The 22,343-nt window shown below is 69.4% G+C and carries 23 protein-coding genes; 2 read left to right on the forward strand and 21 right to left on the reverse strand.

Translation table 11 applies throughout. The features are described 5' to 3' along the window. Nucleotides 1-2 precede the first annotated feature (2 nt). The 16 genes from nuoK to mqnC form a co-directional block, all read right to left on the reverse strand. The gene (gene nuoK / locus ABZ795_RS06260) at nt 3-320 is read right to left on the reverse strand and encodes an NADH-quinone oxidoreductase subunit NuoK (protein WP_131307288.1); all 318 of its coding nucleotides are present in this window, start codon (nt 318-320) and stop codon (nt 3-5) included. After that, on the reverse strand, nt 317-1,087 hold the full coding sequence (locus ABZ795_RS06265; RefSeq protein WP_357529363.1) for an NADH-quinone oxidoreductase subunit J: 771 nt from the start codon (nt 1,085-1,087) through the stop codon (nt 317-319). The genes nuoK and ABZ795_RS06265 overlap by 4 nt, the downstream gene beginning before the upstream one ends. Next, nucleotides 1,084-1,707, reverse strand: a complete 624-nt coding sequence (nuoI, locus tag ABZ795_RS06270; RefSeq protein ID WP_327027315.1) for an NADH-quinone oxidoreductase subunit NuoI — start codon at nt 1,705-1,707, stop codon at nt 1,084-1,086. Before nuoI ends, ABZ795_RS06265 begins: the two co-directional genes overlap by 4 nt. A gap of 16 nt (nt 1,708-1,723) precedes the next feature. Then, nucleotides 1,724-3,070, reverse strand: a complete 1,347-nt coding sequence (gene nuoH / locus ABZ795_RS06275; RefSeq protein ID WP_327023224.1) for an NADH-quinone oxidoreductase subunit NuoH — start codon at nt 3,068-3,070, stop codon at nt 1,724-1,726. Continuing rightward, a complete protein-coding gene (locus tag ABZ795_RS06280) occupies nt 3,067-5,562 on the reverse strand; it encodes an NADH-quinone oxidoreductase subunit G (RefSeq protein ID WP_357529366.1) in 2,496 nt (831 codons plus the stop codon). Before ABZ795_RS06280 ends, nuoH begins: the two co-directional genes overlap by 4 nt. Further along, the gene (gene nuoF, locus ABZ795_RS06285) at nt 5,562-6,878 is read right to left on the reverse strand and encodes an NADH-quinone oxidoreductase subunit NuoF (RefSeq protein ID WP_357529368.1); all 1,317 of its coding nucleotides are present in this window, start codon (nt 6,876-6,878) and stop codon (nt 5,562-5,564) included. Before nuoF ends, ABZ795_RS06280 begins: the two co-directional genes overlap by 1 nt. Beyond that, nucleotides 6,875-7,912, reverse strand: a complete 1,038-nt coding sequence (gene nuoE, locus ABZ795_RS06290) for an NADH-quinone oxidoreductase subunit NuoE (protein WP_357529369.1) — start codon at nt 7,910-7,912, stop codon at nt 6,875-6,877. The genes nuoF and nuoE overlap by 4 nt, the downstream gene beginning before the upstream one ends. Next, nucleotides 7,909-9,234: an NADH-quinone oxidoreductase subunit D gene (locus tag ABZ795_RS06295; RefSeq protein WP_357529371.1), complete on the reverse strand. Its 1,326-nt coding sequence runs from the start codon at nt 9,232-9,234 to the stop codon at nt 7,909-7,911. Before ABZ795_RS06295 ends, nuoE begins: the two co-directional genes overlap by 4 nt. Beyond that, nucleotides 9,231-9,962 carry an NADH-quinone oxidoreductase subunit C gene (locus ABZ795_RS06300; RefSeq protein WP_327023229.1) on the reverse strand — a complete coding sequence of 244 codons (732 nt, stop codon included), beginning with the start codon at nt 9,960-9,962 and terminating at the stop codon, nt 9,231-9,233. The genes ABZ795_RS06295 and ABZ795_RS06300 overlap by 4 nt, the downstream gene beginning before the upstream one ends. Beyond that, entirely contained in the window at nt 9,959-10,636 is a 678-nt protein-coding gene (locus tag ABZ795_RS06305; protein ID WP_013731019.1) for an NADH-quinone oxidoreductase subunit B, read from the reverse strand. The genes ABZ795_RS06300 and ABZ795_RS06305 overlap by 4 nt, the downstream gene beginning before the upstream one ends. A gap of 13 nt (nt 10,637-10,649) precedes the next feature. After that, nucleotides 10,650-11,015 (reverse strand): NADH-quinone oxidoreductase subunit A, encoded by a 366-nt coding sequence (locus tag ABZ795_RS06310; RefSeq protein WP_327023230.1) that lies wholly within the window; start codon nt 11,013-11,015, stop codon nt 10,650-10,652. A 97-nt stretch (nt 11,016-11,112) separates the two neighbouring features. Continuing rightward, on the reverse strand, nt 11,113-12,387 hold the full coding sequence (locus ABZ795_RS06315) for a geranylgeranyl reductase family protein (RefSeq protein WP_357529373.1): 1,275 nt from the start codon (nt 12,385-12,387) through the stop codon (nt 11,113-11,115). 170 nt (nt 12,388-12,557) lie between these two features. After that, nucleotides 12,558-12,785 (reverse strand): hypothetical protein, encoded by a 228-nt coding sequence (locus ABZ795_RS06320; protein ID WP_357529375.1) that lies wholly within the window; start codon nt 12,783-12,785, stop codon nt 12,558-12,560. 50 nt (nt 12,786-12,835) lie between these two features. Beyond that, entirely contained in the window at nt 12,836-13,546 is a 711-nt protein-coding gene (locus tag ABZ795_RS06325) for a demethylmenaquinone methyltransferase (RefSeq protein ID WP_357529377.1), read from the reverse strand. Nucleotides 13,547-13,744: 198 nt separating this feature from the next. Next, entirely contained in the window at nt 13,745-14,926 is a 1,182-nt protein-coding gene (locus tag ABZ795_RS06330; RefSeq protein ID WP_357529380.1) for a hypothetical protein, read from the reverse strand. 297 nt (nt 14,927-15,223) lie between these two features. After that, nucleotides 15,224-16,414 carry a cyclic dehypoxanthinyl futalosine synthase gene (gene mqnC / locus ABZ795_RS06335; protein WP_357529381.1) on the reverse strand — a complete coding sequence of 397 codons (1,191 nt, stop codon included), beginning with the start codon at nt 16,412-16,414 and terminating at the stop codon, nt 15,224-15,226. A gap of 198 nt (nt 16,415-16,612) precedes the next feature. Between mqnC and ABZ795_RS06340 the strand changes: the two genes are divergently transcribed. Further along, nucleotides 16,613-18,376: an ATP-binding protein gene (locus ABZ795_RS06340; protein WP_357529383.1), complete on the forward strand. Its 1,764-nt coding sequence runs from the start codon at nt 16,613-16,615 to the stop codon at nt 18,374-18,376. A 10-nt stretch (nt 18,377-18,386) separates the two neighbouring features. On the opposite strand, the gene ABZ795_RS06345 is transcribed toward ABZ795_RS06340, so the two are convergent. Together ABZ795_RS06345 and ABZ795_RS06350 are read right to left on the reverse strand one after the other, a co-directional pair. Then, entirely contained in the window at nt 18,387-18,587 is a 201-nt protein-coding gene (locus ABZ795_RS06345) for a DUF397 domain-containing protein (protein WP_357529385.1), read from the reverse strand. Nucleotides 18,588-18,594: 7 nt separating this feature from the next. Then, nucleotides 18,595-19,443 carry a helix-turn-helix transcriptional regulator gene (locus ABZ795_RS06350; RefSeq protein ID WP_357529387.1) on the reverse strand — a complete coding sequence of 283 codons (849 nt, stop codon included), beginning with the start codon at nt 19,441-19,443 and terminating at the stop codon, nt 18,595-18,597. Between the two features lie 136 nt (nt 19,444-19,579). On the opposite strand from ABZ795_RS06350, the gene ABZ795_RS06355 reads away from it, so the two are divergent. Then, nucleotides 19,580-19,978 (forward strand): hypothetical protein, encoded by a 399-nt coding sequence (locus ABZ795_RS06355; protein WP_357529389.1) that lies wholly within the window; start codon nt 19,580-19,582, stop codon nt 19,976-19,978. Here the strand turns inward: ABZ795_RS06355 and paaE are convergent. Genes paaE through paaC form a run of 3 tightly spaced genes read right to left on the reverse strand, consistent with a single transcriptional unit; the run spans nt 19,966 to nt 22,338 of the window. Continuing rightward, complete coding sequence (paaE, locus tag ABZ795_RS06360; protein ID WP_357529391.1) at nt 19,966-21,078, reverse strand: 1,2-phenylacetyl-CoA epoxidase subunit PaaE; 1,113 nt, start codon at nt 21,076-21,078, stop codon at nt 19,966-19,968. The two genes, ABZ795_RS06355 and paaE, sit on opposite strands and share 13 nt — an antisense overlap. Further along, on the reverse strand, nt 21,075-21,551 hold the full coding sequence (paaD, locus tag ABZ795_RS06365) for a 1,2-phenylacetyl-CoA epoxidase subunit PaaD (RefSeq protein ID WP_357529393.1): 477 nt from the start codon (nt 21,549-21,551) through the stop codon (nt 21,075-21,077). The genes paaE and paaD overlap by 4 nt, the downstream gene beginning before the upstream one ends. 25 nt (nt 21,552-21,576) lie before the next feature. After that, nucleotides 21,577-22,338, reverse strand: coding sequence for a 1,2-phenylacetyl-CoA epoxidase subunit PaaC (gene paaC / locus ABZ795_RS06370; RefSeq protein WP_357529678.1), 762 nt, complete (start codon nt 22,336-22,338; stop codon nt 21,577-21,579). Nucleotides 22,339-22,343: the final 5 nt, after the last annotated feature.

The raw sequence follows: 22,343 nt of genomic DNA on the forward strand, positions 1-22,343 counted from the left end.
CTCTAGTACTTCAGCAGGTTGGCGTCGTCGACGCTGGCGGAGCGCCGGGTGCGGAAGATCGCCATGATGATGGCCAACCCGACCACGACCTCGGCCGCCGCCACCACCATCACGAAGAACGCCATGATCTGGCCGTTGAGGTCACCGTTCATCCGGCTGAAGGTGACCAACGCCAGGTTGGCCGCGTTGAGCATCAGCTCGACACACATGAACAGCACGATCGCGTTGCGCCGGATCAGCACCCCGGCCGCGCCGATGGTGAACAGCACCGCGGCGAGGACGAGGTAGTAGTTCGGCTCGACCGAGAAGAAGTCACTCATTTCTCAGTGCCCTTCAGGGTGGTCTCCTCGGCGGTCAGCTCGCGCACCGGGAGGATGTCCGGCGTGCTCCGGTCGCTCAACCGGCCGTCCGGCAGGCGGGCCGGGGTGGCGACCGAGGAGGAGGTGGCGAAGACACCCGGGCCGGGCTTCGGGCCGGGGTAGTTGCCGGGCACGAAGCGGGCCTTCATGGTGGCCACCTGGTCGCGCCGGTCCTCCTTGCGCCGCTCGACGTGCGCCAGGATCATGCCGCCGATGGTGGCGGTGATCAGCAGCGCCGCGGTCAGCTCGAACGCGAAGACGTAGTCGGTGAAGAGCAACCGGGCGATGCCCTGCACGTTGCCGCCCGCGTTGGCCTGCTCCAGGCCGACCGGGACGGTGTCCTGGGTGGCCCGGTAGACACCGCTGCCGAGCAGGCCGGCGAAGCCCACCCCGAGCCCGATCGCGGCGATCCGCTGCCCGCGCAGCACCTCGATCAGCGAGTCGGAGGCGTCCCGGCCGACGAGCATCAGGACGAACAGGAAGAGCATCATGATCGCGCCGGTGTAGACGATGATCTGCACCATGCCGATGAAGGGCCCCGCCTGGAGCACGTAGAACACGCCCAGGCTGAGCATGGTCAGCACCAGCCAGAGCGCCGAGTGCACCGCGTTACGCGCCGCGATCATGCCGATCGCGCCGGCCAGCGCCAGCGGGGCGAGGATCCAGAAGGTCACCGCCTCCCCGCCGGAGACCGCCCCCGCGGCGGCGAGCACCGTCGACGTGGTCATGCCGTCTCTCCCTTTTCCGCCGCAGCCCGCTGGGCGGCCTGCTCGGCACCGGGGAAGGTGACCCCCGGGTGCTCGTCCACCTGGTAGCGGCCCGGCCCCATCGGCGAGCGCTCGGCCCCGGCCGAGGTGCCCGGGTTGGTCAGGCTCCCGACGTAGTAGTCCTTCTCGCTGTCACCGAGGCGCATCGGGTGCGGCGGCTGCTCCATCCCTTCCAGCAGGGGCGCGAGCAGCTGCTCCTTGGTGAAGATCAGATCCTGCCGGTTGTCCCGGGCCAGCTCGTACTCGTTGCTCATGGTCAACGAGCGAGTCGGGCAGGCCTCGATACACAGTCCGCAGAAGATGCACCGCGCGTAGTTGATCTGGTAGACGCTGGCGTACCGCTCGCCCGGCGAGAACCGCTGCTCGTCGGTGTTGTCGCCACCCTCGACGTAGATCGCGTCCGCCGGGCAGGCCCAGGCACACAGCTCACACCCGATGCACTTCTCCAGACCGTCCGGGTGACGGTTGAGAATGTGCCGCCCGTGGTAGCGGGGCGCCGGGGTCGGCGGGGTGAACGGGTAGTCCGTGGTGACGACCTTCTTGAACATGTGCGAGAAGGTGACCCCGAAGCCCTTGAACATTCCGGTGATCGCCACGTCACACCTCCTCAGAGTCCTGGCCGGCGGGGGCGTTGGCCGGCTCCCGCTCGGCGACCATGCGCCGGGTACGCGGGCTCGGTGGTACCTGAAGGTCCAGCGGGGGCAGCGGGAAGCTGCCCTGCGGCCGGTTCTCGATCTGCTCGGCCAGGCTCGGCTTCTGCTCCGGCTTACGGTTGGGCCAGAACAGCGCGGCGATCAGTCCGAGACCACCGAGTACGCCGAACACCACCAGCCGGTCGTTGCGCTCCCAGTCCTGCACCTTGAGCCAGGTCGCCAGGAAGACGATCCAGACCAGGCTGACCGGGATGAGCACCTTCCAGCCCAGGCGCATGAGCTGGTCGTAGCGCAGCCGGGGCAGGGTGCCGCGCAGCCAGACGAAGACGAAGACCAGCAGGATGACCTTGGCGAAGAACCAGAGCATCGGCCACCAGCCGGAGTTGGCGCCCGACCAGATGCTGATCGGCCACGGCGCGTACCAGCCGCCGAGGAAGAGGGTCACGGTGAACGCCGACATGGCGACCATCGCGACGTACTCGCTGAGCATGATCAGGGCGAACTTCAGCGAGCTGTACTCCGTCATGAAGCCCGCCACCAGCTCCGACTCCGCCTCGGGCATGTCGAAGGGCGGCCGGTTGGTCTCACCGACGATGGAGATGAAGAAGACCACGAAGCTCGGGAAGAGCAGCAGCGCGTACCAGCCCGGGCCGGGAAGCTCCGCGCCGAACAGGTTCAGGGTCACACCCTGGCCCTGGGCGGCCACGATCTCGCTGGTGGACATCGTGCCGGCGAGCATGAACACCGCCACGATGGACAGACCCAGCGACACCTCGTACGAGATCAGCTGGGCGGTCGAGCGCAGACCACCGAGCAGCGGGTAGGTCGAGCCGGAGGCCCAACCGGCCAGCACGATGCCGTACACCGCCATCGAGGACAGGGCCAGCACCACCAGCACCGACACCGACACGTCCGTGACCTGCAACGGGGTCTGGTGGCCGAAGATGCTCACCATCGGGCCGAACGGGATCACCGCCAGCATGGTGACCGCGCAGATCATCGAGATGGCCGGGGCGAAGAAGTAGATGACCTTGTCCGCCGCCTTCGGGAGGATGTCCTCCTTGAAGGCCATCTTCAGGCCGTCGGCGAGGGTCTGGAGCAGACCGAAGGGGCCCAGCTGGTTCGGGCCCGGCCGGACCGCCATCCGCCCCACGACCCGCCGCTCGAACCAGACACCGAGCAGGGTGCCGAGCAGAGCGACGACGAAGGCGAAGAGCACCTTGCCGAGGATCAGCCACCACGGGTCGTGGCCGAAGTCCGTCAGCGACGGGGCCTGAGCTAGCGGGTTCATGCGACACCCCCGGAGGAGTTGAGAAGCGGGCCCGGACGGCCGGCCGCGTCGGCGGCCACCGACCCGGTCGTGCCGGGGGCGGAGATCCGCACCACCGCGCCGGAGGTCGCGCCCAGGCTGCGTCGCACGGTCGCGCCGGGCGAGTTGGTGGGCAGCCAGACCACGCCGTCCGGCATCTCGGTGATCGCCGCCGGGAGGGTCAGCGCCCCCCGGTCGGTGCCCACCGTCACCGGGTCGCCGTCGGCGACACCGAGGGTTTCCGCGGTGCCCTTGCCCAGCCGGACCACCGGCGGACGGGCGGTGCCACCCAGGTACTCGTCACCGTCGGTGAGGCTGCCCAGGTCGATCAGCTGGTGCCAGGTCGACAGGACCGCTTCGCCGGCACCCGGCTGCGGCACCGGACTGGCCGCGACCGCAGGAGCCGCCGGCCGGGTCATCCGGGTCACCGGCAGTCCGCCCAGCTCGCGACGGACGCTCAGCACGTCCCCGGTGCCCAGCCGCACGTCCAGTTGCGCGGCCAGCGCGTCGAGCACCCGGCCGTCCGTCATCGCGGCGGTGGTCAGCACGGCCTCGAAGGGACGCAGTCGGCCCTCCCAGTCCAGGAAGCTGCCGGCCTTCTCGGCCACCGCGGCGACCGGCAGGACGACATCCGCCCGGCGGGTCACCGCAGTGGCCCGCAGCTCCAGGCTGACCAGGAAGGGCACCGCCTCCAGGGCCTGCTCGGCCAGCCGGGGGTCGGCCAGGTCGGCCGGGTCGACCCCGGCCACCACGAGCGCACCGAGCTGACCGGCGGCAGCGGCGGCGAGGATGCCGTCGGTGTCCCTACCGGCCTGGCTCGGGATCACCCCGGCCGGGATGTCCCAGGCCTCACCCAGCTCGGCACGGGCGGTCGGCTCGGTGACCAGACGCCCACCGGGCAGCAGATTCGGCAGACAACCGGTGTCGACCGCACCCCGGTCACCGGCGCGCCGCGGCACCCAGGCCAGCTTCGCACCGGTACGCGCGGCGACCTCGGCGGCGGCGGAGAGCCCACCCGGCACGGTGGCCAGGCGCTCGCCGACGATCAGGATCGCACCCTCGGCGCTGAGCGCCTCGGCGACCGTGGCGTGCTCGGCGAGCACCCCGGCCTCCTCGCCCGGCACCACCCGGGCCAGCTTGGCCCCGAGCTTCTCCAGGCCGCGGGTGGCGAAGGGGGCGATCGCGTACACCTTGAGCTTGTTCTTCAGGTACGCCTTGCGCAGGCGCAGGAAGAGGATCGGGCACTCCTCCTCCGGCTCCAGGCCGACCAGCACCACCGCCGGGGCCTTCTCGACGTCGGCGTAGGTGACCTCGGTGCTGCCGGCGACCGTGCTGGCCAGGAAGTCGGCCTCCTCGCGGGAGACCGGCCGGGCCCGGAAGTCGATGTCGTTGGTGTTCAGCGCGACCCGGGCGAACTTCGCGTACGCGTAGGCGTCCTCGACGGTCAGCCGGCCACCGGTGAGCACCCCGGTCCCCTGGCCGCCGTCCCGGGCGGCCCGCAGGCCCTCGGCGGCGACCTGAAGGGCCTCGCTCCAGGAGGCCTCCCGCAGCTCACCGGTGCTCTGGTCGCGGACCAGGGGGGTGGTGAGCCGGTCGGCGGCGCGGGCGTACTGGAAGCCCCAGCGGCCCTTGTCGCAGTTCCACTCCTCGTTGACCTGCGGGTCGTCGCCGGCCAGCCGGCGCAGCACCTTGCCCCGACGCCAGTCGGTGCGCTGGGCGCAGCCGGCCGAGCAGTGCTCGCAGACGCTGGGGGTGGAGACCAGGTCGAAGGGGCGGGCGCGGAACCGGTACTGGGTGCCGGTCAGGGCGCCGACCGGGCAGATCTGCACGGTGTTGCCGGAGAAGTACGAGTTGAACGGAACGTCCCCCTCGTCGCCCTCCTCGCCGTACGCCTCGTCCCGGTAGATGTTGATCTCCTCGGCGGAGGAGCGGTTCATCAGGTCGATGAACTTGTCGCCCGCGATCTCCTCGGAGAACCGGGTGCAGCGCTGGCAGAGCACGCACCGCTCCCGGTCGAGCAGCACCTGGGTGCTGATCGGCAGGGGCTTGGGGTACTCCCGCTTGTGCTCGTGGAACCGGGAGTCCGTACGCCCGGTCGACATGGCCTGGTTCTGCAGCGGGCACTCGCCGCCCTTGTCGCACATCGGGCAGTCGAGGGGGTGGTTCACCAGCAGCAGCTCCATGATCCCCTCCTGCGCCTTCTTGGCGACCGGAGAGGTGAGCTGGGTACGGACCACCATGCCCTCGGCCACCGTCTGGGTGCAGGAGGCGACGGGCTTGCGCTGCCCCTCCACCTCCACCAGGCACTGCCGGCAGGCACCGGCCGGGGCCAGCAGCGGGTGGTCGCAGAACCGGGGGATCTCGGTGCCGATCTGCTCGGCCACCCGGATCAGCAGCGCCCCCTTGGGGGCGGTGACCTCGACACCGTCGATGGTGAGGGTGACCGTCTCGGTCGACTTCGCTACGTCCGTCATTAGTGGGCTCCCACCAACTGCTTGTCGGACAACTTCGGCGCAGTCCGGCCCTCGATGTAGTCGAGGTAGTCCTGCTTGAAGTACTTCAGGGAGGAGGTCACCGAACTCGTGGCGCCGTCACCCAGGCCACAGAACGAACGACCGAGGATGTTGTCGCAGGTGTCGAGCAGGGTGTCCAGGTCGTCGTGGGTGCCCTGACCGGCCAGGATGCGCCGGTAGACCCGCACCATCCAGTAGTTGCCCTCCCGGCAGGGGGTGCACTTGCCGCACGACTCGTGGTGGTAGAACTCCAGCCACCGGTAGGTCGCGTAGACCGGGCAGTCCTGGTCGGAGAAGATCTGGGTGGCCGTGGTGCCGAGGATCGAGCCGGCCGCGGCTACCCCCTCGAAGTCCATCGGCACATCCAGGTGCTCCGCGGTGAGCAGCGGAGTCGAGGAGCCACCCGGGGTCCAGAACTTCAGGTTGTGCCCCGGCTGCATCCCGCCGGCCAGCTCGATCAGCTCGCGCAGGGTGATGCCGAGGCCGCACTCGTACTGGCCGGGGTTGGCGATCCGGCCGGAGAGGGAGTAGATCATCGGGCCGGCGGACTTCTCCGTACCCATGGACTTCCACCAGTCCGCGCCACCGAGGACGATGTACGGCACGCTGGCGATGGTGCCGACGTTGTTGACCACGGTGGGGCTGGCGTACAGGCCGTGGGTGGCCGGGAACGGCGGACGCAGTCGGGGCTGCCCCCGGAAGCCCTCCAGGGAGTCCAGCAGGGCGGTCTCCTCGCCGCAGATGTACGCCCCGGCGCCGGAGTGCACCACCAGTTCGAGGTCGAAGCCGCTGCCCAGGATGTTCCTGCCCAGGTAGCCCTTGGCCTTGGCCTCCTGCACGGCGTTGCGCAGCCGACGCGCGGCGTGCACCGCCTCGCCCCGGATGTAGATGTAGGCGCGGTTGGCCCGGATCGCGTACGAGGCGATGATCACGCCCTCGACCAGCGAGTGCGGGTCGTGGGTCATCAGCGGCAGGTCCTTGCAGGTGCCCGGCTCGCCCTCGTCGGCGTTCACCACGAGGTAGTGCGGCTTGCCGTCACCCTGCGGGATGAAGCCCCACTTGAGGCCGGTCGGGAAGCCGGCGCCACCCCGGCCCCGCAGGCCGGAGTCCTTCACCAGCTGGATCAGGTCGTCCGGGTGGGCCTTCAGCGCCTTGCGCAGCGCCGCGTACCCGTCGAGCTTCTCGTAGGTGCCGATTTGCCAGGCGTCCGGCGACAGCCAGCGCTTGGTCAGCACCGGCGTCAGCTTGGCCAGGGTCTCGGGCCGAGGCGTGGTCACTTCTGAGCCCCCTTGTCGTTCGCGGCGTCGCCAATGGCGGACTCCGCTTCGCTGAGGTTGCGCTCCTGCGCCTCGGCGTCGTCGCCGGCGGGCTTGGCGTCGGCGGCCGGCTTGTTGGCCGCTACTCCGGCCGCCTCCGCCGCCTGGGCGTCAGGCGACGTGGGCGCCGCACCGTCGGTCGGGACCTTGGTGCCGGGGGCGTCCGGCACGGCGGTCTTCCCGTCCGGCTGGCGGGTCTCGGCGGTACGCACCTGCGGCGACTTGCGGTCCGGCGCCGCCACGTCCGGGGCGGTGCTGCCGGTCGGTGCCGCCTTGGCCGGGGTGGCCGGGGCCGGCTTCTCCTCGGCCTTGCCGCTGCGGATCGGGGTGTTCGGGTCGAAGCCCGGAGCCGAGACGCCGTGCTGCTGGGCCAGCAGCAGGCCCCGCAGGGAGGGCTCGCCCGGCACGCCGTCGGCGACCGCGCCCTCGCGCTCGTCGGCGAACCCGGCGAGCTGGATCGACATCTCCTTGAGGGTGCAGAGGCGGGCCCCCCGGCTCGGGGTGGGCCGGCCACCGGCCCGCAGCTCGTCGACCAGGCCCACCGCGGCCTGCGGGTCGACTCCGTCGAAGAAGTCGTAGTTGACCGTCATGACCGGGCCGTAGTCACAGGCCGCCAGGCACTCGGCGTGCTCCAGGGTGATCTTGCCGTCTTCGGTGGTCTCGTCGTGCCCGACGCCGAGGTGCTCGGCGAGGGTGTCGTAGACCTCCTGGCCACCCAGCACGTTGCACATGGTGTTCGTGCAGACGCTGACCAGGTAGTCGCCGGTGGGCCGGCGCTTGTACATGGTGTAGAAGCTGGCGACCGCGCCGACCTGGGCCTTGTTCAGGCCGAGGACCTCGGCGCAGAACGCCACACCGGCCGGAGAGACGTAGCCCTCCTCGGACTGCACCAGGTGCAGCAGGGGCAACAGGGCCGAGCGCGACCGGTCGGCCGGGTAACGGGCGATGATCTCCCGTGCCCGGGCCCGGGTCTCGTCGGTGAAGACCGTAGTCACCGGTCACAACCTCCCATCACGGGGTCCAGCGAAGCGCCGCCGGCGATCACGTCGGCGATCAGGCCGCCCTCGGCCATCGCCGGCAGGGCCTGGAGGTTGACGAAGCTGGGTTCCCGGTAGTGCACCCGGTACGGCCGGGTACCACCGTCGGAGACCGCGTGCACGCCCAGCTCACCGCGAGGCGACTCGACGGCCACGTACACCTGGCCCGGCGGCACCCGGAAGCCCTCCGTCACCAGCTTGAAGTGGTGGATCAGGGACTCCATCGACTGCCCCATGATCTTGGCGACGTGCTCCAGGGAGTTGCCCATGCCGTCGACCCCGATGGCCAGCTGGGCCGGCCAGGCGATCTTCTTGTCGGCCACCATCACCGGGCCGGGCTTGAGCCGGTCGACCGCCTGCTCAATGATCTTGAGGGACTCCCGCATCTCGGCCATCCGGACCAGGTAGCGGCCCCAGACATCGCCGTCGGTGTGGGTCGGCACGTCGAACTCGTAGTTCTCGTAGCCGCAGTACGGCATCGTCTTGCGCAGGTCCCAGGCCAGGCCCGCGGAGCGCAGCACCGGGCCGGTGACGCCGAGGGCCACACAGCCGGTGACGTCGAGCACGGCGATGTTGCGGGTCCGCTCCAACCAGATCGGCTGGCCGGAGAGCAGGTCCTCGTACTCCTTGAGCCGCTTGGGCAGGAGCTTGAGGAACTCGCGGATCTTGACGATCGCCTCGTCCGGCACGTCCTGGGCGACACCGCCCGGCCGGACGTACGCGTGGTTCATCCGCAGACCGGTGATCAGCTCGAAGATCTCCAGGACGTACTCACGGTCCCGGAAGCCGTAGAGCATCATGTTGATCGCGCCCAGCTCCATGGCCGTGGTGGCCACCCAGACCAGGTGCGAGGAGATCCGGTTCAGCTCCATCATGAGCACCCGGATGGTGTTGGCCCGCTCGGTCACCTCGTCGGTGATGCCGAGCAGCTTCTCCACCGCCAGGGAGTACGCCGTCTCGTTGAAGATCGGCGAGAGGTAGTCCATCCGGGTCACGAAGGTCGAACCCTGGACCCAGTTGCGGTACTCCAGGTTCTTCTCGATGCCGGTGTGCAGGTAGCCGACGACCGAGCGGGCCTCGCGGACCGTCTCGCCCTCCAGCTCCAGGACCAGTCGGAGCACCCCGTGGGTGGAGGGGTGCTGCGGGCCCATGTTGACGACGATCCGACCCTCGTTGATCGGGTCGACCCCCGAGACCACGTCGTCCCAGTCCCCGCCGGTGACGTTGAAGACGCGACCCTCGGTGGTCTCGCGCTCGGTGGCGTAGTTCGACGCACTCATTGGTACGACCTCCGCTTGTCGGGCGGCGGAATCTCGGCGCCCTTGTACTCCACGGGCACGCCGCCGAGGGGGTAGTCCTTACGCTGCGGGTGACCCTCCCAGTCGTCCGGCATGAGGATCCGGGTCAGCGCCGGGTGACCGTCGAAGATGACGCCGAACATGTCGTACGCCTCCCGCTCCTGCCAGTCGGCCGTCGGGTAGACGGCGGTGACACTCGGCAGGTGCGGCTCCTCGGCGGAGACCGCGACCTCCAGCCGGACCCGTCGCCGGTAGGTCATCGAGGTCAGCAGGTAGACCACGTGCAGCCGCCGGGCGTCGGCACCGAGGTAGTCCACCCCGGAGACCGAGGAGCACAGCTCGAAGCGCAGCGCCGGGTCGTCCCGCAGCACCTGGCAGACCTCGGCGATGCGCTCCGGCCGGATGTGCAGGGTCAGCTCGCCACGGTCGACCACGACCTGCTCGATCGCCTCGCCGAAGGCCGGGTAGGCCTCCTCCAGGGCGTCGTGCACCTCGTCGAAGTAGCCACCGTACGGCCGGGGTGAGCTCTCGATCGGGCGGTGCGGGCGGACCAGACCACCGAACCCGGAGACGTCGCCGGTGCCCTGGTTGCCGAACATGCCCCGCCCGGCCGGTGCGGCCGGAGGAAGCTCGGCGGGAGCACCACTGGTGGCCCCGGCCGGCGTCACCGGAACCGGTACGCCGCCGGTGCTCGGCTTGGAGTCAGTCACTTGATCCCCCGGTACGGCTGGAGGTGGTTCTGGGCCTTCATCCAGTTCTCGATCCGCAGCTGCTCCTCGCGGCCCTCGCGGACGGCCTTCGTCCACTCGGCCCGCCGGGCCTTGTCGCTGCGGTACGACGACGGCATCGAGCCGTACGGCACCACCGGCACGTCACCGCGTGCCTCACGGGCGGCCAGCATCTTGCGTCCGTTAGCCCCGAGCGGCTCGTGGCCGATCTTCTCGCGCAGCTTGAGGATCGCGTCGATGAGCATCTCCGGCCGGGGCGGGCAGCCGGGCAGGTACATGTCGACCGGTACGACGTGGTCGACGCCCTGCACGATGGCGTAGTTGTTGAACATGCCGCCGCTGCTGGCGCAGACGCCCATGGAGAGCACCCAGCGGGGCTCGGCCATCTGGTCGTAGATCTGGCGCAGCACCGGGGCCATCTTCTGGCTGACCCGGCCCGCGACGATCATCAGGTCGGCCTGTCGGGGCGAGGCCCGGAAGACCTCCATGCCCCAGCGGCCCATGTCGTAGTGGGGCCCACCGGCGGCCATCATCTCGATCGCGCAGCAGGCCAGGCCGAACGTGGCGCCCCAGACCGAGGACTTGCGCGACCAGTTGACCAGCTTCTCCACCGAGGTGAGCAGGACACCGGCGGGAAGTTTCTCCTCGATACCCATCTGGGTTCCTCCCTCAGTCCCAGTCCAGGCCGCCGCGACGCCACTCGTAGGCGTAGGCGACGAAGACCGCACCGATGAACACGAACATGGCCACGAGCCCGAACACCGGTAGGGCGTCGAACGAGACCGCCCACGGGTAAAGGAAGATCATTTCCACGTCGAAGACGATGAAAAGCATCGCCGTCAGATAGAACTTGACCGGGAATCGGCTACCGCCGACCGGCTGCGGGCTGGGCTCGATCCCACACTCGTAGGCTTCGAGCTTGGCCTTGTTGTAGCGGCGGGGCCCGGTGAACCGGGTGGCGGCTATCGAGAACAGCGCGAAGGCCGCGGCAAGGGCGAACAGCCCGATGATGGGTACGTAAGGCGAGAGCGACATATTCTTCTCCTGCTCGTCCTTCCCTGCCCTCGTTCGTTGGCAAAATTCACACTATTCACAACCCACCCGACGACCTTCGGCGGGGTGGCCTCGCGCCCTATACCGCCGGCGCAACCCGAGTCATCGCATTGATCACCCGGTCCATCGCGTCACCGCCACGGGGGTCGGTGAGGTTGGCCAGCAGCTTGAGCACGAAGCGCATCAACGTCGGGTGCGGCATTCCGTGCTTCGTCGCCACCCGCATGATCTCGGGCCGGCCGATCAGCTTCACGAAGATCCCGCCCAGCCGGTAGTAGCCGCCGAAGCGCGTCTTGAGCTCCTGCGGGTACGCCATCAGGGCCCGCTCCCGCTCGACACCGGCCGGCCGGGCGAGGGCCTGGGCGGCGACCTCCGCGGCCAGTTCGCCGGACTCCATCGCGTACGCGATGCCTTCGCCGTTGAAGGGGTTGACCATGCCGCCGGAGTCCCCTACCAGCATGACACCGCGGGTGTAGTGCGGCACCCGGTTGAAGCCCATCGGCAGCGCCGCGCCGAGGGTCGGCCCTTCGGCGTTGGCCTCGTCGGTCATCCCCCACTCCGGCGGAGTGTTGGCCAGCCAGTCGGTGAGCAGCCGCCGGTAGTTGGTCTTGCCGAAGGCCGAGGAGGAGTTCAGGATGCCCAGCCCGACGTTGACCCGGCCGTCACCCAGGCCGAAGATCCAGCCGTACCCGGGCAGCAGCTCCCCGGTGCCCTTGGCCCGCAGTTCCAGCCACGACTCCAGGTAGTCGTCGTCGTGCCGGACCTCGGAGCGGTAGTAGCGGCGAACGGCCACCCCGATCGGGCGGTCCTCCCGCTTGGCCAGTCCCAGGGCCAGGGGGAACCGGCCGGAGACTCCGTCGGCGGCGACCACCAGGGGCGCGTGGAAGGTGGCCGGGGCCTTGTCCGGGCCGGTCTCGGCCTCGACGCCGATCACCCGGCCGTTGCCGTCGAGCACCGGACCGATGACATTGACACTGGTACGCAGGTCGGCACCGGCGGAGACCGCCCGCTTGGCGAGCAGGTCGTCGAAGTCCAGGCGGGTGCGCACCAGGCCGTAGTTCGGGAAGCTGGCCAGATCCGGCCAGTCCAGTTCCAGCCGGACGCCGCCACCGATCACCCGCAGGCCCCGGTTGTGCAGCCAGCCGGCCTCGGGCGAGGTGTCCACACCCATGCGGATCAGTTGGCGCACCGCGCGGGGGGTCAGCCCGTCACCGCAGACCTTCTCCCGAGGGAACTCGGTCTTCTCCAGCAGCAGCACGCGTACGCCGTGCCGAGCCAGGTGATACGCGGTCGCCGAACCACCGGGACCGGCGCCCACGACGATCACGTCGGCGTCGTTCTCCACCGCGGTCATTTGCGCCTCCTCCCCGCGCGCTCGTGAAATGCTTCACAAGCCTGCCGAGACGAGTCTATGACCGTGGCCGTATGCTCGCGTTGTTAGGGCAACCTAACCTGGTGGAAACGAGTCCGTCACGGCTGCGTGCCATGCCTTTTCGTCGATTCGACCGGTTCGACCAGGCCGACCTAGCCCTTCGCCCCGGGGGCCAGCCGCGCCGGGCCGGCCGCATCAAGACCGGCCCGGATGGTCTCCGGCAGATGCTCACGCAGGGCACCCCCGGCGGCCCGATCCAGGGCCGCCAGCACCTCGGACACCACCTGACGCACGTCCGCCGGATCCGCACCAGCCAGATCCCGCAGTTGGGCGACCAGTTCGGCGGCATCGCCGTCGGCCGCATCCCTCGGATCGGTCATGCCCGACAGGATATGCCGTAAACCAACCACATTCTCCCGAATATGGGCAATTACTGGCGGATCGCCCGGTGCAGGGCCACCACACCCCCGGTCAGGTTGCGCCAGGCCACCCGACCCCAGCCGGCCGCCTGCACCCGGGCCGCCAGAGCCGCCTGATCCGGCCAGGCCCGGATCGACTCGGCCAGGTAGACGTACGCGTCCGGATTGCTGGAGACCGTCCGGGCCACCGCGGGCAACGAACGCATCAGGTACGACAGGTAGACCGTACGGAAGGCCGGGTTGACCGGGGTGCTGAACTCGCAGACCACCAGCCGGCCACCCGGCCGGGTCACCCGCGCCAGTTCGCGCAGCGCGGCATCGGTGTCGTTGACGTTGCGCAGCGCGAAGGAGATCGTCACCGCATCGAAACTGGCGTCGGCGAACGGCAGCCGCAGCGCGTCTCCGGCCAGCAGCGGCACCTGGGGTCGGGTGCGCTTGCCGGCGTACAGCATGCCGAGCGACAGGTCGGCGCCGACGGCGTACGCCCCGGAGTGGGCCAGCTCCTCCGTGGACACCCCCGTACCCGCGCCCACGTCCAGCACCCGGTCACCGGGGCGCAGTTCCAGCGCGGACCGGGTGGCCCGCCGCCAGAACCGGTCCTGCCCGAAGGAGAGGACGGTGTTGGTCAGGTCATAGCGGGCCGCCACGCCGTCGAACATCGCGGCGACCTCGTGCGGCTGCTTGTCCAGGCTGGCTCGCTGGCCCTGCGGGGTACGACTCACCCCTCCACTCTGCCAGCCCGACCGGTGCCGGATCGCGGGCAGGGTCGCCTGCCCCGGGGCGATCTTCGCCACCCCGCAGCCGCCCGGTCGGCCCGGCCGACCGTCCTGCGGACACAGTCAGGGCGAGATGGTCACCCATCTCGCCCTGACTGCCTTGCGTTATGTGAACGGCCCGTACGGGCCGATAGAGGACGAACCTCAGGCGGTCGTCTTCTCGTCACCCGGGGTCACCAGGACCACCCGGCGACGGCGGGCCAGCAGGAACAGCACGGCACCGGCGACCACCACGGCCGCACCGACGCCACCGATCAGACCGGCCTGCACACCGGTGACCGGCAGGCCACCGCCGCCGCCACCGTTCGGCGCGGCGAGGATCACCGCGAAGTCGTCGGTGTTGTCGGAGGGGTCCAGGTCGGCGAAGTCGGACTCCTCGGCCTGCCGCACCTTGGCCTTGGCGAAGGCCGGCTTGGCGGCCTTCCGGTGGATCGCCGGGGAGTCGACCGGCAGAGCACCGAACGCGGTGGCCTCCAGCGAGCCGCCCTTCAGGGTGATCGGCGCCTCAAGGTCCCCATCCACCGTGATCAGCAGGTCGAACCAGATAATCAAGTTCGGTTCAAGCAGGAAGTTCTTGTCCTGGCAGATCGCGGTGCGCCCGTCGTCGCCGATCTCGCAGCCATCGATCGGCTCGAACTTCGCACCCTTCGGCAACTGGAAGGTCAGCTTGATGCCCTCGGCGACCCGGTCACCCTGGTTCATGACCTCGCCGTAGACCAGGGCGGTGTCCCCGGGCCGCAGCGGACCCTTCTCCTTGCCACTGTCGAGGTCGATGCGGGCCTTCACATCCGGCACGAACACACCGAGGTCGACGCCGCTCTCCGGGGTCAACTCGACATCGACGTCGATGCTGTTGTTGCTGTCATCGGTGTCGTCATCGGACTCGATGCTGATCGTCACCGGCGCGGTCAGCGGCCCGGTGACCTTCTCGTCCATCTTGAACAGAACGATCGACACCTCGGAGGTCTCACCCGGACCGGGAATCTCTTCCTTGGCCAGCTCGCAGGTGAACAGTTCGGGCTTCGACTCGCCGATGACCTCGCACTCACCAAAGGAGAGCGGAACCAGCATCATCTTCTCGTCGTCCATCTTGGACACATCGACCTTGACGAGCACCTTGCCCGGGGTGCCCTCGCCCTGATTTGCGATCTTGATCCAGCCGTACTTGCCCTCGACGCCCTCGGTCATCCGGGTGCCGGCGGCGGTGACCGCCAGGTCCGTCTCGGTACCGGCCGCGTGGGCCGGCACACCGAAAGCGGAGACAGCACCAGCGGCGAGCAGTGCGGCCGCGGCGAGACTCGCGGCGCGGCGGGCACGGAAGATCATCAACTGGTCTCCCCAGTGAGGTATGGGAATGTACGGGCGGGGACGTTAGCGGCCCTCGATCACCCGCGCCACCCCGCAACGCCACCACGGGGGAACTGGTCAACTAATCTTTATTTAAGGATCGACCGAATTGATGAGCGCGGTCGCCCGACGGGATCCCCGGCCGGTCCTCCCGGCAGCAGACAGTCAGCCGGAAAGACGGTACGACTCGGCTATTCGGCTGACCGGCCGCATTGCGGAACGACGCGGCCACCTATCGCACAGGATCAGTTCGTCGCGGCCGGCTACCGCGCAGGGTCAGTTCGCCTCGACCAGAGGCAGCGAACGACCGGCCCCGCCACCCGGCAAGGCGATCGAGGAGAAGTGGGAAACCACCCGCTCGTCGGTCGGATCGTCCGCCGGCGTACGGTGCACGGCCAGCCGGTTGTAGAGGGTGTCCCGCTGGGCCGGAATCCGATCGGCGGAACGGATCATCCCGATCAGCTCGTGCAGGTTGGACCGGTGCCGGGCCCCCGCCGAGGAGATGACGTTCTCCTCCAGCATGATCGACCCGAGGTCGTCCACCCCCATGTGCAGGGCGAGCTGGCCGACATCCTTGCCGGTGGTCAGCCAGGAGGCCTGCAGGTGCGGCACGGTCTCGAAGAACAGCCGGGCCACCGCCACCAGGCGCAGATACTCCAGGGTGGTGGCCTGGGTACGACCCTTCAGGTGGTTGTTCTCCGGCTGGTACGTCCACGGGATGAAGGCCCGGAAACCCTGGGTGCGGTCCTGCACGTCGCGGATCATCCGCAGGTGCTCGATCCGCTCGGCGGCGGTCTCGCCGGTGCCCATCATCATCGTCGCGGTCGACTCGACCCCCTGCCGGTGGGCCAGCTCCATGACCTCCAGCCAGCGCTCGCCCGACTCCTTCAGCGGGGCGATCGCCTTGCGGGGCCGCGCGGGCAGCATCTCGGCACCGGCACCGGCGATCGAGTCCAGCCCGGCGGCCTTGATCCGGGCGATGGCCTCGTCCAGGCTCACCCCGGACACCTTGGCCATGTGCAGAATCTCGCTGGGACCGATCGAGTGGATGGCGAGCTGCGGGTACGCCTTCTTGACCGAGGAGAACAGCTCCTCGTAGTACTCCACGCCGTAGTCCGGGTGGTGGCCGCCCTGGAGCATGACCTGGGTGGCGCCCAACTCGACGGCCTCGCCGCAGCGCCGCAGGATCTCCTCGGTCGGGTGGGTCCACCCTTCCTTGTGCTTAGGAGCCCGGTAGAAGGCACAGAACTTGCACGCCGTCACGCAGACGTTGGTGTAGTTGATGTTGCGGTCGATCAGGTACGTGACGATGTTGTCCGGGTAGCGCCGCCGCCGCACCGCGTCCGCCGCCTCACCGAGGGCGTGGAAGGGCGCATCGGTGTAGAGCAGCAGGGCCTCCTCGGGCGTGATCCGCCCACCGTCCGCGCCACGCTGCAGGATGTCGTCGATCTCCCGGCTCACCATCACGTCTACGAGCCTACGTCGGCAGCCTGGAGGCCCAGAAAAGGCCACCCACCATCAGGCGTAGCTGTCGCACAGAAACCAGATTGTGCGACAGGCCGTGTTGCACAAGTGCAACACAACGGCGCGGCACCGTCGCACAAGCCAGTTCCGCTGTAACACTTCGTCTCGCTGACGATCTCCCCTGGTGAGGAGGGTGCACCAGTGACGCCGACGGAACTCCAAGAGCTACTCGACCGTCTCCGGCAACTCGGGAACGACAACTCGATCTGCGAGGTCAAGAAGGCCCGGGGCGGTCTCCCGTCCAGCATCTGGGAGACGATCAGCGCCTTCGCCAACGCCGGGGGCGGGCAGGTGGTTCTCGGAGTCGATGAGCGCAACAACTTCGAGGTGACCGGGGTCACCGAGCCGGGCGTCATGGAGGCCAACCTGGGCGCCGTCTGCGCCGAGTTGGAGCCGGCAGTCCGTGCGGACATCAGTACCGTCGAACTCGCCGGCCACCAGGTGGTGGTCTGTGAGGTCCCGCCCTTGGCCCGCGATCAGCGCCCCTGCCACAAGAGAACTCTAGGCCCGTGGGCAGGCTCCCGGATCCGCGTCAGCGACGGTGACCGGCGTCTCACCGACTACGAGGTGGCGGTGCTCCTGGCAAACCGCACTGAGCAGCGATACGACGCGGCTCCCGTCCCCCACGCCGTGCCCGACGACCTTGACTCGGACTTACTCGCCGCGTTCCTCAACCGGATCCGCCAGACACGAGGAGAGATCTTCCGGCGGGTCAGCGACGAACAGGCGCTCATCATGCTGAACGTCCTGACCCGCCACCAGGACAATGTGGTGCCTACTCTCGCCGGCCTTCTCGTGTTCGGCACATATCCACAGACTTTCGAACCTCAGCTGGGTCTGACCTTCGTGGCGTATCCCACGACCCAACCGGGAGCCCTCGGCCCGCGCGGTGAACGCTTCACCGAGAACAGATCGGTGGACGGCTCGATCCCCACGATGGTCGCGGAGTGCATCCGGATCCTCAAACGCAACATGAGGCGGCGCAACGTGATCTCCGGCCTCTACCGCACTGAGGAATGGGAGTATCCGGAAGAGGTGCTACGCGAGGCACTGGTGAACGCGCTCGTTCACCGGGACTACGCCGAGTTCGCCCGAGGAATGCAGGTTCAGGTCGAGATGTACCCCGACCGCCTCGTGATCAGGAATCCCGGCGGGCTCTACGGGCCGGTTGAGGTGACTTCCCTCGGAACGACCCCCGTCACTTCATCCCGCAACCGATCCCTGCTCAAGATTCTCGAAGACACCCCGTTCGGCGACGGGCACATGGTGTGCGAGAACCGCGGCAGCGGCATCACCCGGATCAGGATCGCTCTCGCCGAGGCCGGCATGGAGCAGCCTCGCTTCGCCGATGACATCTCCACATTCACGGTGGAGTTCCCCAACCACACCTTGCTGGACGAGGAGGCCATCAAGTGGTTGGGGTCGCTCGGTCGAGGGCCGTTGAGTCGTTCCCAGATGGCCGCCCTCGTGGTGATGCGGGGCGGGAGGGAGCTGTCCAACAGCTCATTCCGCGCAGTGACCGGCGTGACCGACAGCCGAATCGCCAGCCGGGAACTTCGCGAACTGGTCGAACGTGGCCTCGTCACCCAGCACGGTTCCCGGGGCGGCACGACCTATCGTCTGGTCACCACCGCCATCGACGAGTCACCGGATCTCTTCACACCCCTGGCGGGGCAGGCACCCAGTTCCCGAGCGGCAGATCTCATGCTGAACGCGAACGAGAGCAAGGTCATGGCAGCACTTGCGAGCGGCAGCCGGTCGCGAGGAGAACTTGAGCAGGCCACCGGCTTGAAATCGCACCAGGTGCTACGCGCGCTCCGTTCCCTACGGGAAAGAGATCTCGTCCAGATGAGCGGCCAGGAACGCTCCCGCAACGCCCGTTACGCAGCGGCCCGTCGGGTGTGAGGTTTGACCGTCACACCCGCATCTGCTGTGGGAGCGCACCGACAAAGGACGACCAGGCCGGGCGGTCGAAGGCCAGCACCGGCCCGTTCGGGTCCTTCGAATCGCGTACGGCGACCGCCCGGGTCAGCTCGGCCACCTCCACGCAGTCGGCGTTGGAACCGCTGCGGCTGGACTTGCGCCAGGTCGCGCCGGTCAGGTCAAGGATGATCATTGACGGCTCACTTTCGTTCGTGCTCCGTTGCGATCTGTGCAACGAGCCGCACCGATTCGGCGGGGCTCAGCGCCACGCCGCCAAGCCTATCCGCCTCGCCCCGGAAGTGGGCCACCTGCGGCGCCTCTTCGAGGAACAGACCGGTCAGCTTGTGGTCGAGGTAGACCACGGATCGGTTGCGGGGAAAGTCGAGCAGCGCGAACGATCCGTCGAGCCCGGTGTGCGCGCCGACCGGCAGCGGCACCACCTGCAGCGTGACGTTCGGCCGCTCGGCGGCGTCGACCAGATGCCGCAGTTGGCGGGCCATCACCGCCGGCCCGCCGAGCGCCCGGCGCAACACCGCCTCGTCGATCAGTGCGTGCAGCTTCGGCGGGGCGGGCCGGCTCAGGATGGCCTGCCGGCCGAGCCGGGCAGCCACCCGTGACTGCGCCTCGACCTCCGGCACCCCGCAGCCCACCATCACCGCGTGGGTGTAGTCCGGGATCTGCAACAGGCCCGGCACCAGCAGCGGTTGCCAGTTCACGATGGCGGTGGCCTCGGCCTCCAGCCGGATCAGCGTCCGGGACTCGTCGGAGAGGCCGTCGATCACCTCCCACCAGCCCGACTCGGCGGAACGCGCGGCCATGCCGAGCAGCCGCTTGCGTTCGTCGCCGGTGACGCCGTAGATCACCAGCAGGGAGGCCACGTCGGCGGCCGGAATGCCCTGGATGCCAGTCTCCATCCGGGACAGTTTCGACGGCTGCCAGCCGAGCCGGATCGCCACCCGGCGCAGGGCCAGCTTGCGGGCCTGCCGCAGCTCCCGCAACTCGCCGCCGAGACCTCGGCCCACCACCGTCGGCTGGTTCGCCCTGGACATCCGCCACCTCCACCCACCCCGGGGTCGTCACCCAGACACACCGAGTCGTCGCGCTCAGTATTGACTTGATCTCATCCAACCCGCAAACATCGACAGCAACGTTGCGAAAGTTCATTGCCGTCGACGGGAGGTCTCCGTGGAGCCGCAGATCCGAAAGCCCTTCCAGCCAACCTGGCTTCAGCCGTACGATCCAGCAAACTCGCCGGGGCCGATCCCGTCAGTCGTCGAGCGATTCCGGCGGCGGCCCAGGGCCGAGCAGCCGCAGCCCACGGAGGCGGAGATCGAGGCGGCTCGCTACACGGTGGTGCTGATGTCGCCGGAGGCGGCGGAGACGTTCGGCGACGATCGGGGCGAGGCCGGGCTGCACCTGTTCCGCGACGACGACTGGGACCACTACCCGGCCCACCTGGACGACGCGGTGAAGATGATCGAGGAAGCCTGCGGCGAGCGGGTGACGCTGGTCGAGCATCATTCCGACCTGACCTACTGGACCGCCCACCTCCGCCCCGAGCCGAAGCCGGATCAGGCGTCGTAGTCGACCGTGAGGGTGTCCGTGCGTGGGCTGGACTGGCAGGTCAGCACGTACCCGGCGGCCACCTCGTCGGGCTCCAGGGCGTAGTTGCGGGCCATCTCCACCTCGCCGGAGACCACCTTCGCCCGGCAGGTCGAGCAGACCCCACCCTTGCAGGCGTACGGCAGTTCGCCGCGGACCTTCAGCGCGGCGTCCAGCACCCGTTCGTCGCGGCGCATGGTGAAGCTCGACGAACGGCCGTCGAGCACGATGGTCACCTCGGTGCCGCCGGAGGAGTCCTCCGGTCGGCGCAGCGGCTCGGGTGCGGCGTCGACATGGAACAGCTCGGTGTGCACTGCCGACTCCGGCACGCCCCGCCCGGTCAGCACCTCACGGGCGTCCACCACCAGGCCGTACGGGCCGCAGAGGAACCATTCCTCGATCAGGTCACCGGGGACGATGGTGTCCAGCAGGCGCCCCAGCCGCTCGGCGTCCACCCGCCCGGACAGCAGCGCGGACTCGCCCTGCTCCCGGGAGAGCACATGCACCAGGTGCAGCCGGGTCGGGTAGCGGTCCTTGAGGTCGGCCAGCTCCTCGGCGAACATCACGCTGTTGGCCGTCCGGTTGCCGTACACCAGGGTGAAGGTGCTGGCCGCCTCGACGGCCAGGGCCGTGGCGATCAGCGACAGCACCGGGGTGATGCCGGACCCGGCGACCACCGCGCCGTAGCGACGCACCCGGTCCGGCGCGAAGGCCGTGGTGAAGTGACCCAGCGGGGGCAGCACCTCCACGGTGTCGCCGCTGCGCAGAACCCCGCAGGCGTACGACGAGAAGGCCCCGCCGGGGATCTCCCGCACCCCGATGCGCAGCCGCCCGTGCCGGGCCAACTCCTGCGGGGTGGAGCAGATCGAGTACGAACGGCGCACGTCCTCGCTCTCCGGCTGCGCAGCAGGTAGGCGTACCGTCAGGTGCTGACCGGCACGGAAGGCGAAGGTCTCGCGCAGCTCCTGCGGCACCTCGAAGGTGACCGCGACGGCGTCGGCGGTGAGCCGGTCCACGGCGATGACGGGCAGCGGGTGGAACACCGGGCGACGGCGGACCGGGCGGGTGATGGTGACAGTCACAGTGCCTTCACATGGTCGAACGGTTCGGAGCAGGCGCGGCAGCGCCAGAGTGACTTGCAGGCGGTGGAGCCGAACCGGCTTAGCTGCTCGGTCTCCAGGGACCCGCAACGCGGGCAGCGCACGGCCAGGGTCAACGGGACGACCCCGTCGCGGCGGACCGGGGCCGGCGGGGCGATGCCGGCGGCGGCCAGCTTGGCCCGCCCGGCGTCGGTGATCCAGTCGGTGCTCCAGGCGGGACTGTGCACCGTGCGTACCTCGGCATCGGGGTGACCGGCCGCGGCCAGGGCCCGGCGGATGTCCGCGCGGATGACGTCCATCGCCGGACAGCCCGTATAGGTCGGGGTGATGGTCACCACCACCCGGCCGGTGTCCGGCGCCACCTCCACCGCGCGCAGGATGCCGAGGTCGGCGATGGTGACCACCCGGATCTCCGGGTCCACCACCGCGGCCACGGCCTCGTACGCGAAGTTCACCGTCGCCACCTCGGGTCCCGGGCCTTCACCAGCGGGCGCCGGGGTGGGCCCGATGCAGCACCTGCATCTCGGCAAGCAGGTACGACAGGTGCTCGGTGTGCAGGCCCTCGCGTCCACCGGCCGGTGCCCAGCCGGGCTCCGGCGCGGTGAGGGTCGCCTCCGCGAGCACGGTCGAGACCGTCGTGTCGAACTCGGCCCGCAGGGTGGCCGGGTCGACCGGGGCCTGCGGCTGGGCGGCGAACAACTCCGGGACGTACGGCCAGACCTCGTCGATGCCGGCCTGCATCCGCCGGTGCGACTCCTCGGTGCCGTCGCCCAGTCGCCGTACCCAGAGGGCGGCGTGGTCCAGGTGGTACGCGGACTCCTTGCGGGCCTTGCCTCCGATGGCGGCCAACCGCTCGTCGGCGCAGCCCGCCAGAGCGGTGTAGAGCGGCAGTTGGTACGCCGACAGGACGAGCAGCTTCGCCATGGTCATCGCGAAGTCGCCGTTGGGCAGCTCGACCAGCAGGCAGTTGCGGAACCTCCGGTCGTCGCGCAGGTACGCCAGGGCGTCCTCGTCCCGACCGGCGCCCTCCAGCTCACCCGCGTACGACAGCAGCAGCCGGGCCGCACCGAGCTGATCCAGGGCGATGTTGGCCAGCGCGATGTCCTCTTCCATCTCCGGCGCCCGGGTGGTCCACTCGGCCAGCCGCTGCGCCGCGATCAGCGCATCGTCACCGAGGGCGAGGGCGAAATCAAAAGTCGCGCTCACAGCACCCGCCTCCGTTCGCGACTGCGGGGCTCGCAGAACCG

The organism is Micromonospora sp. NPDC047134 (assembly GCF_040643455.1).
Classification (GTDB): Bacteria; Actinomycetota; Actinomycetes; order Mycobacteriales; family Micromonosporaceae; genus Micromonospora.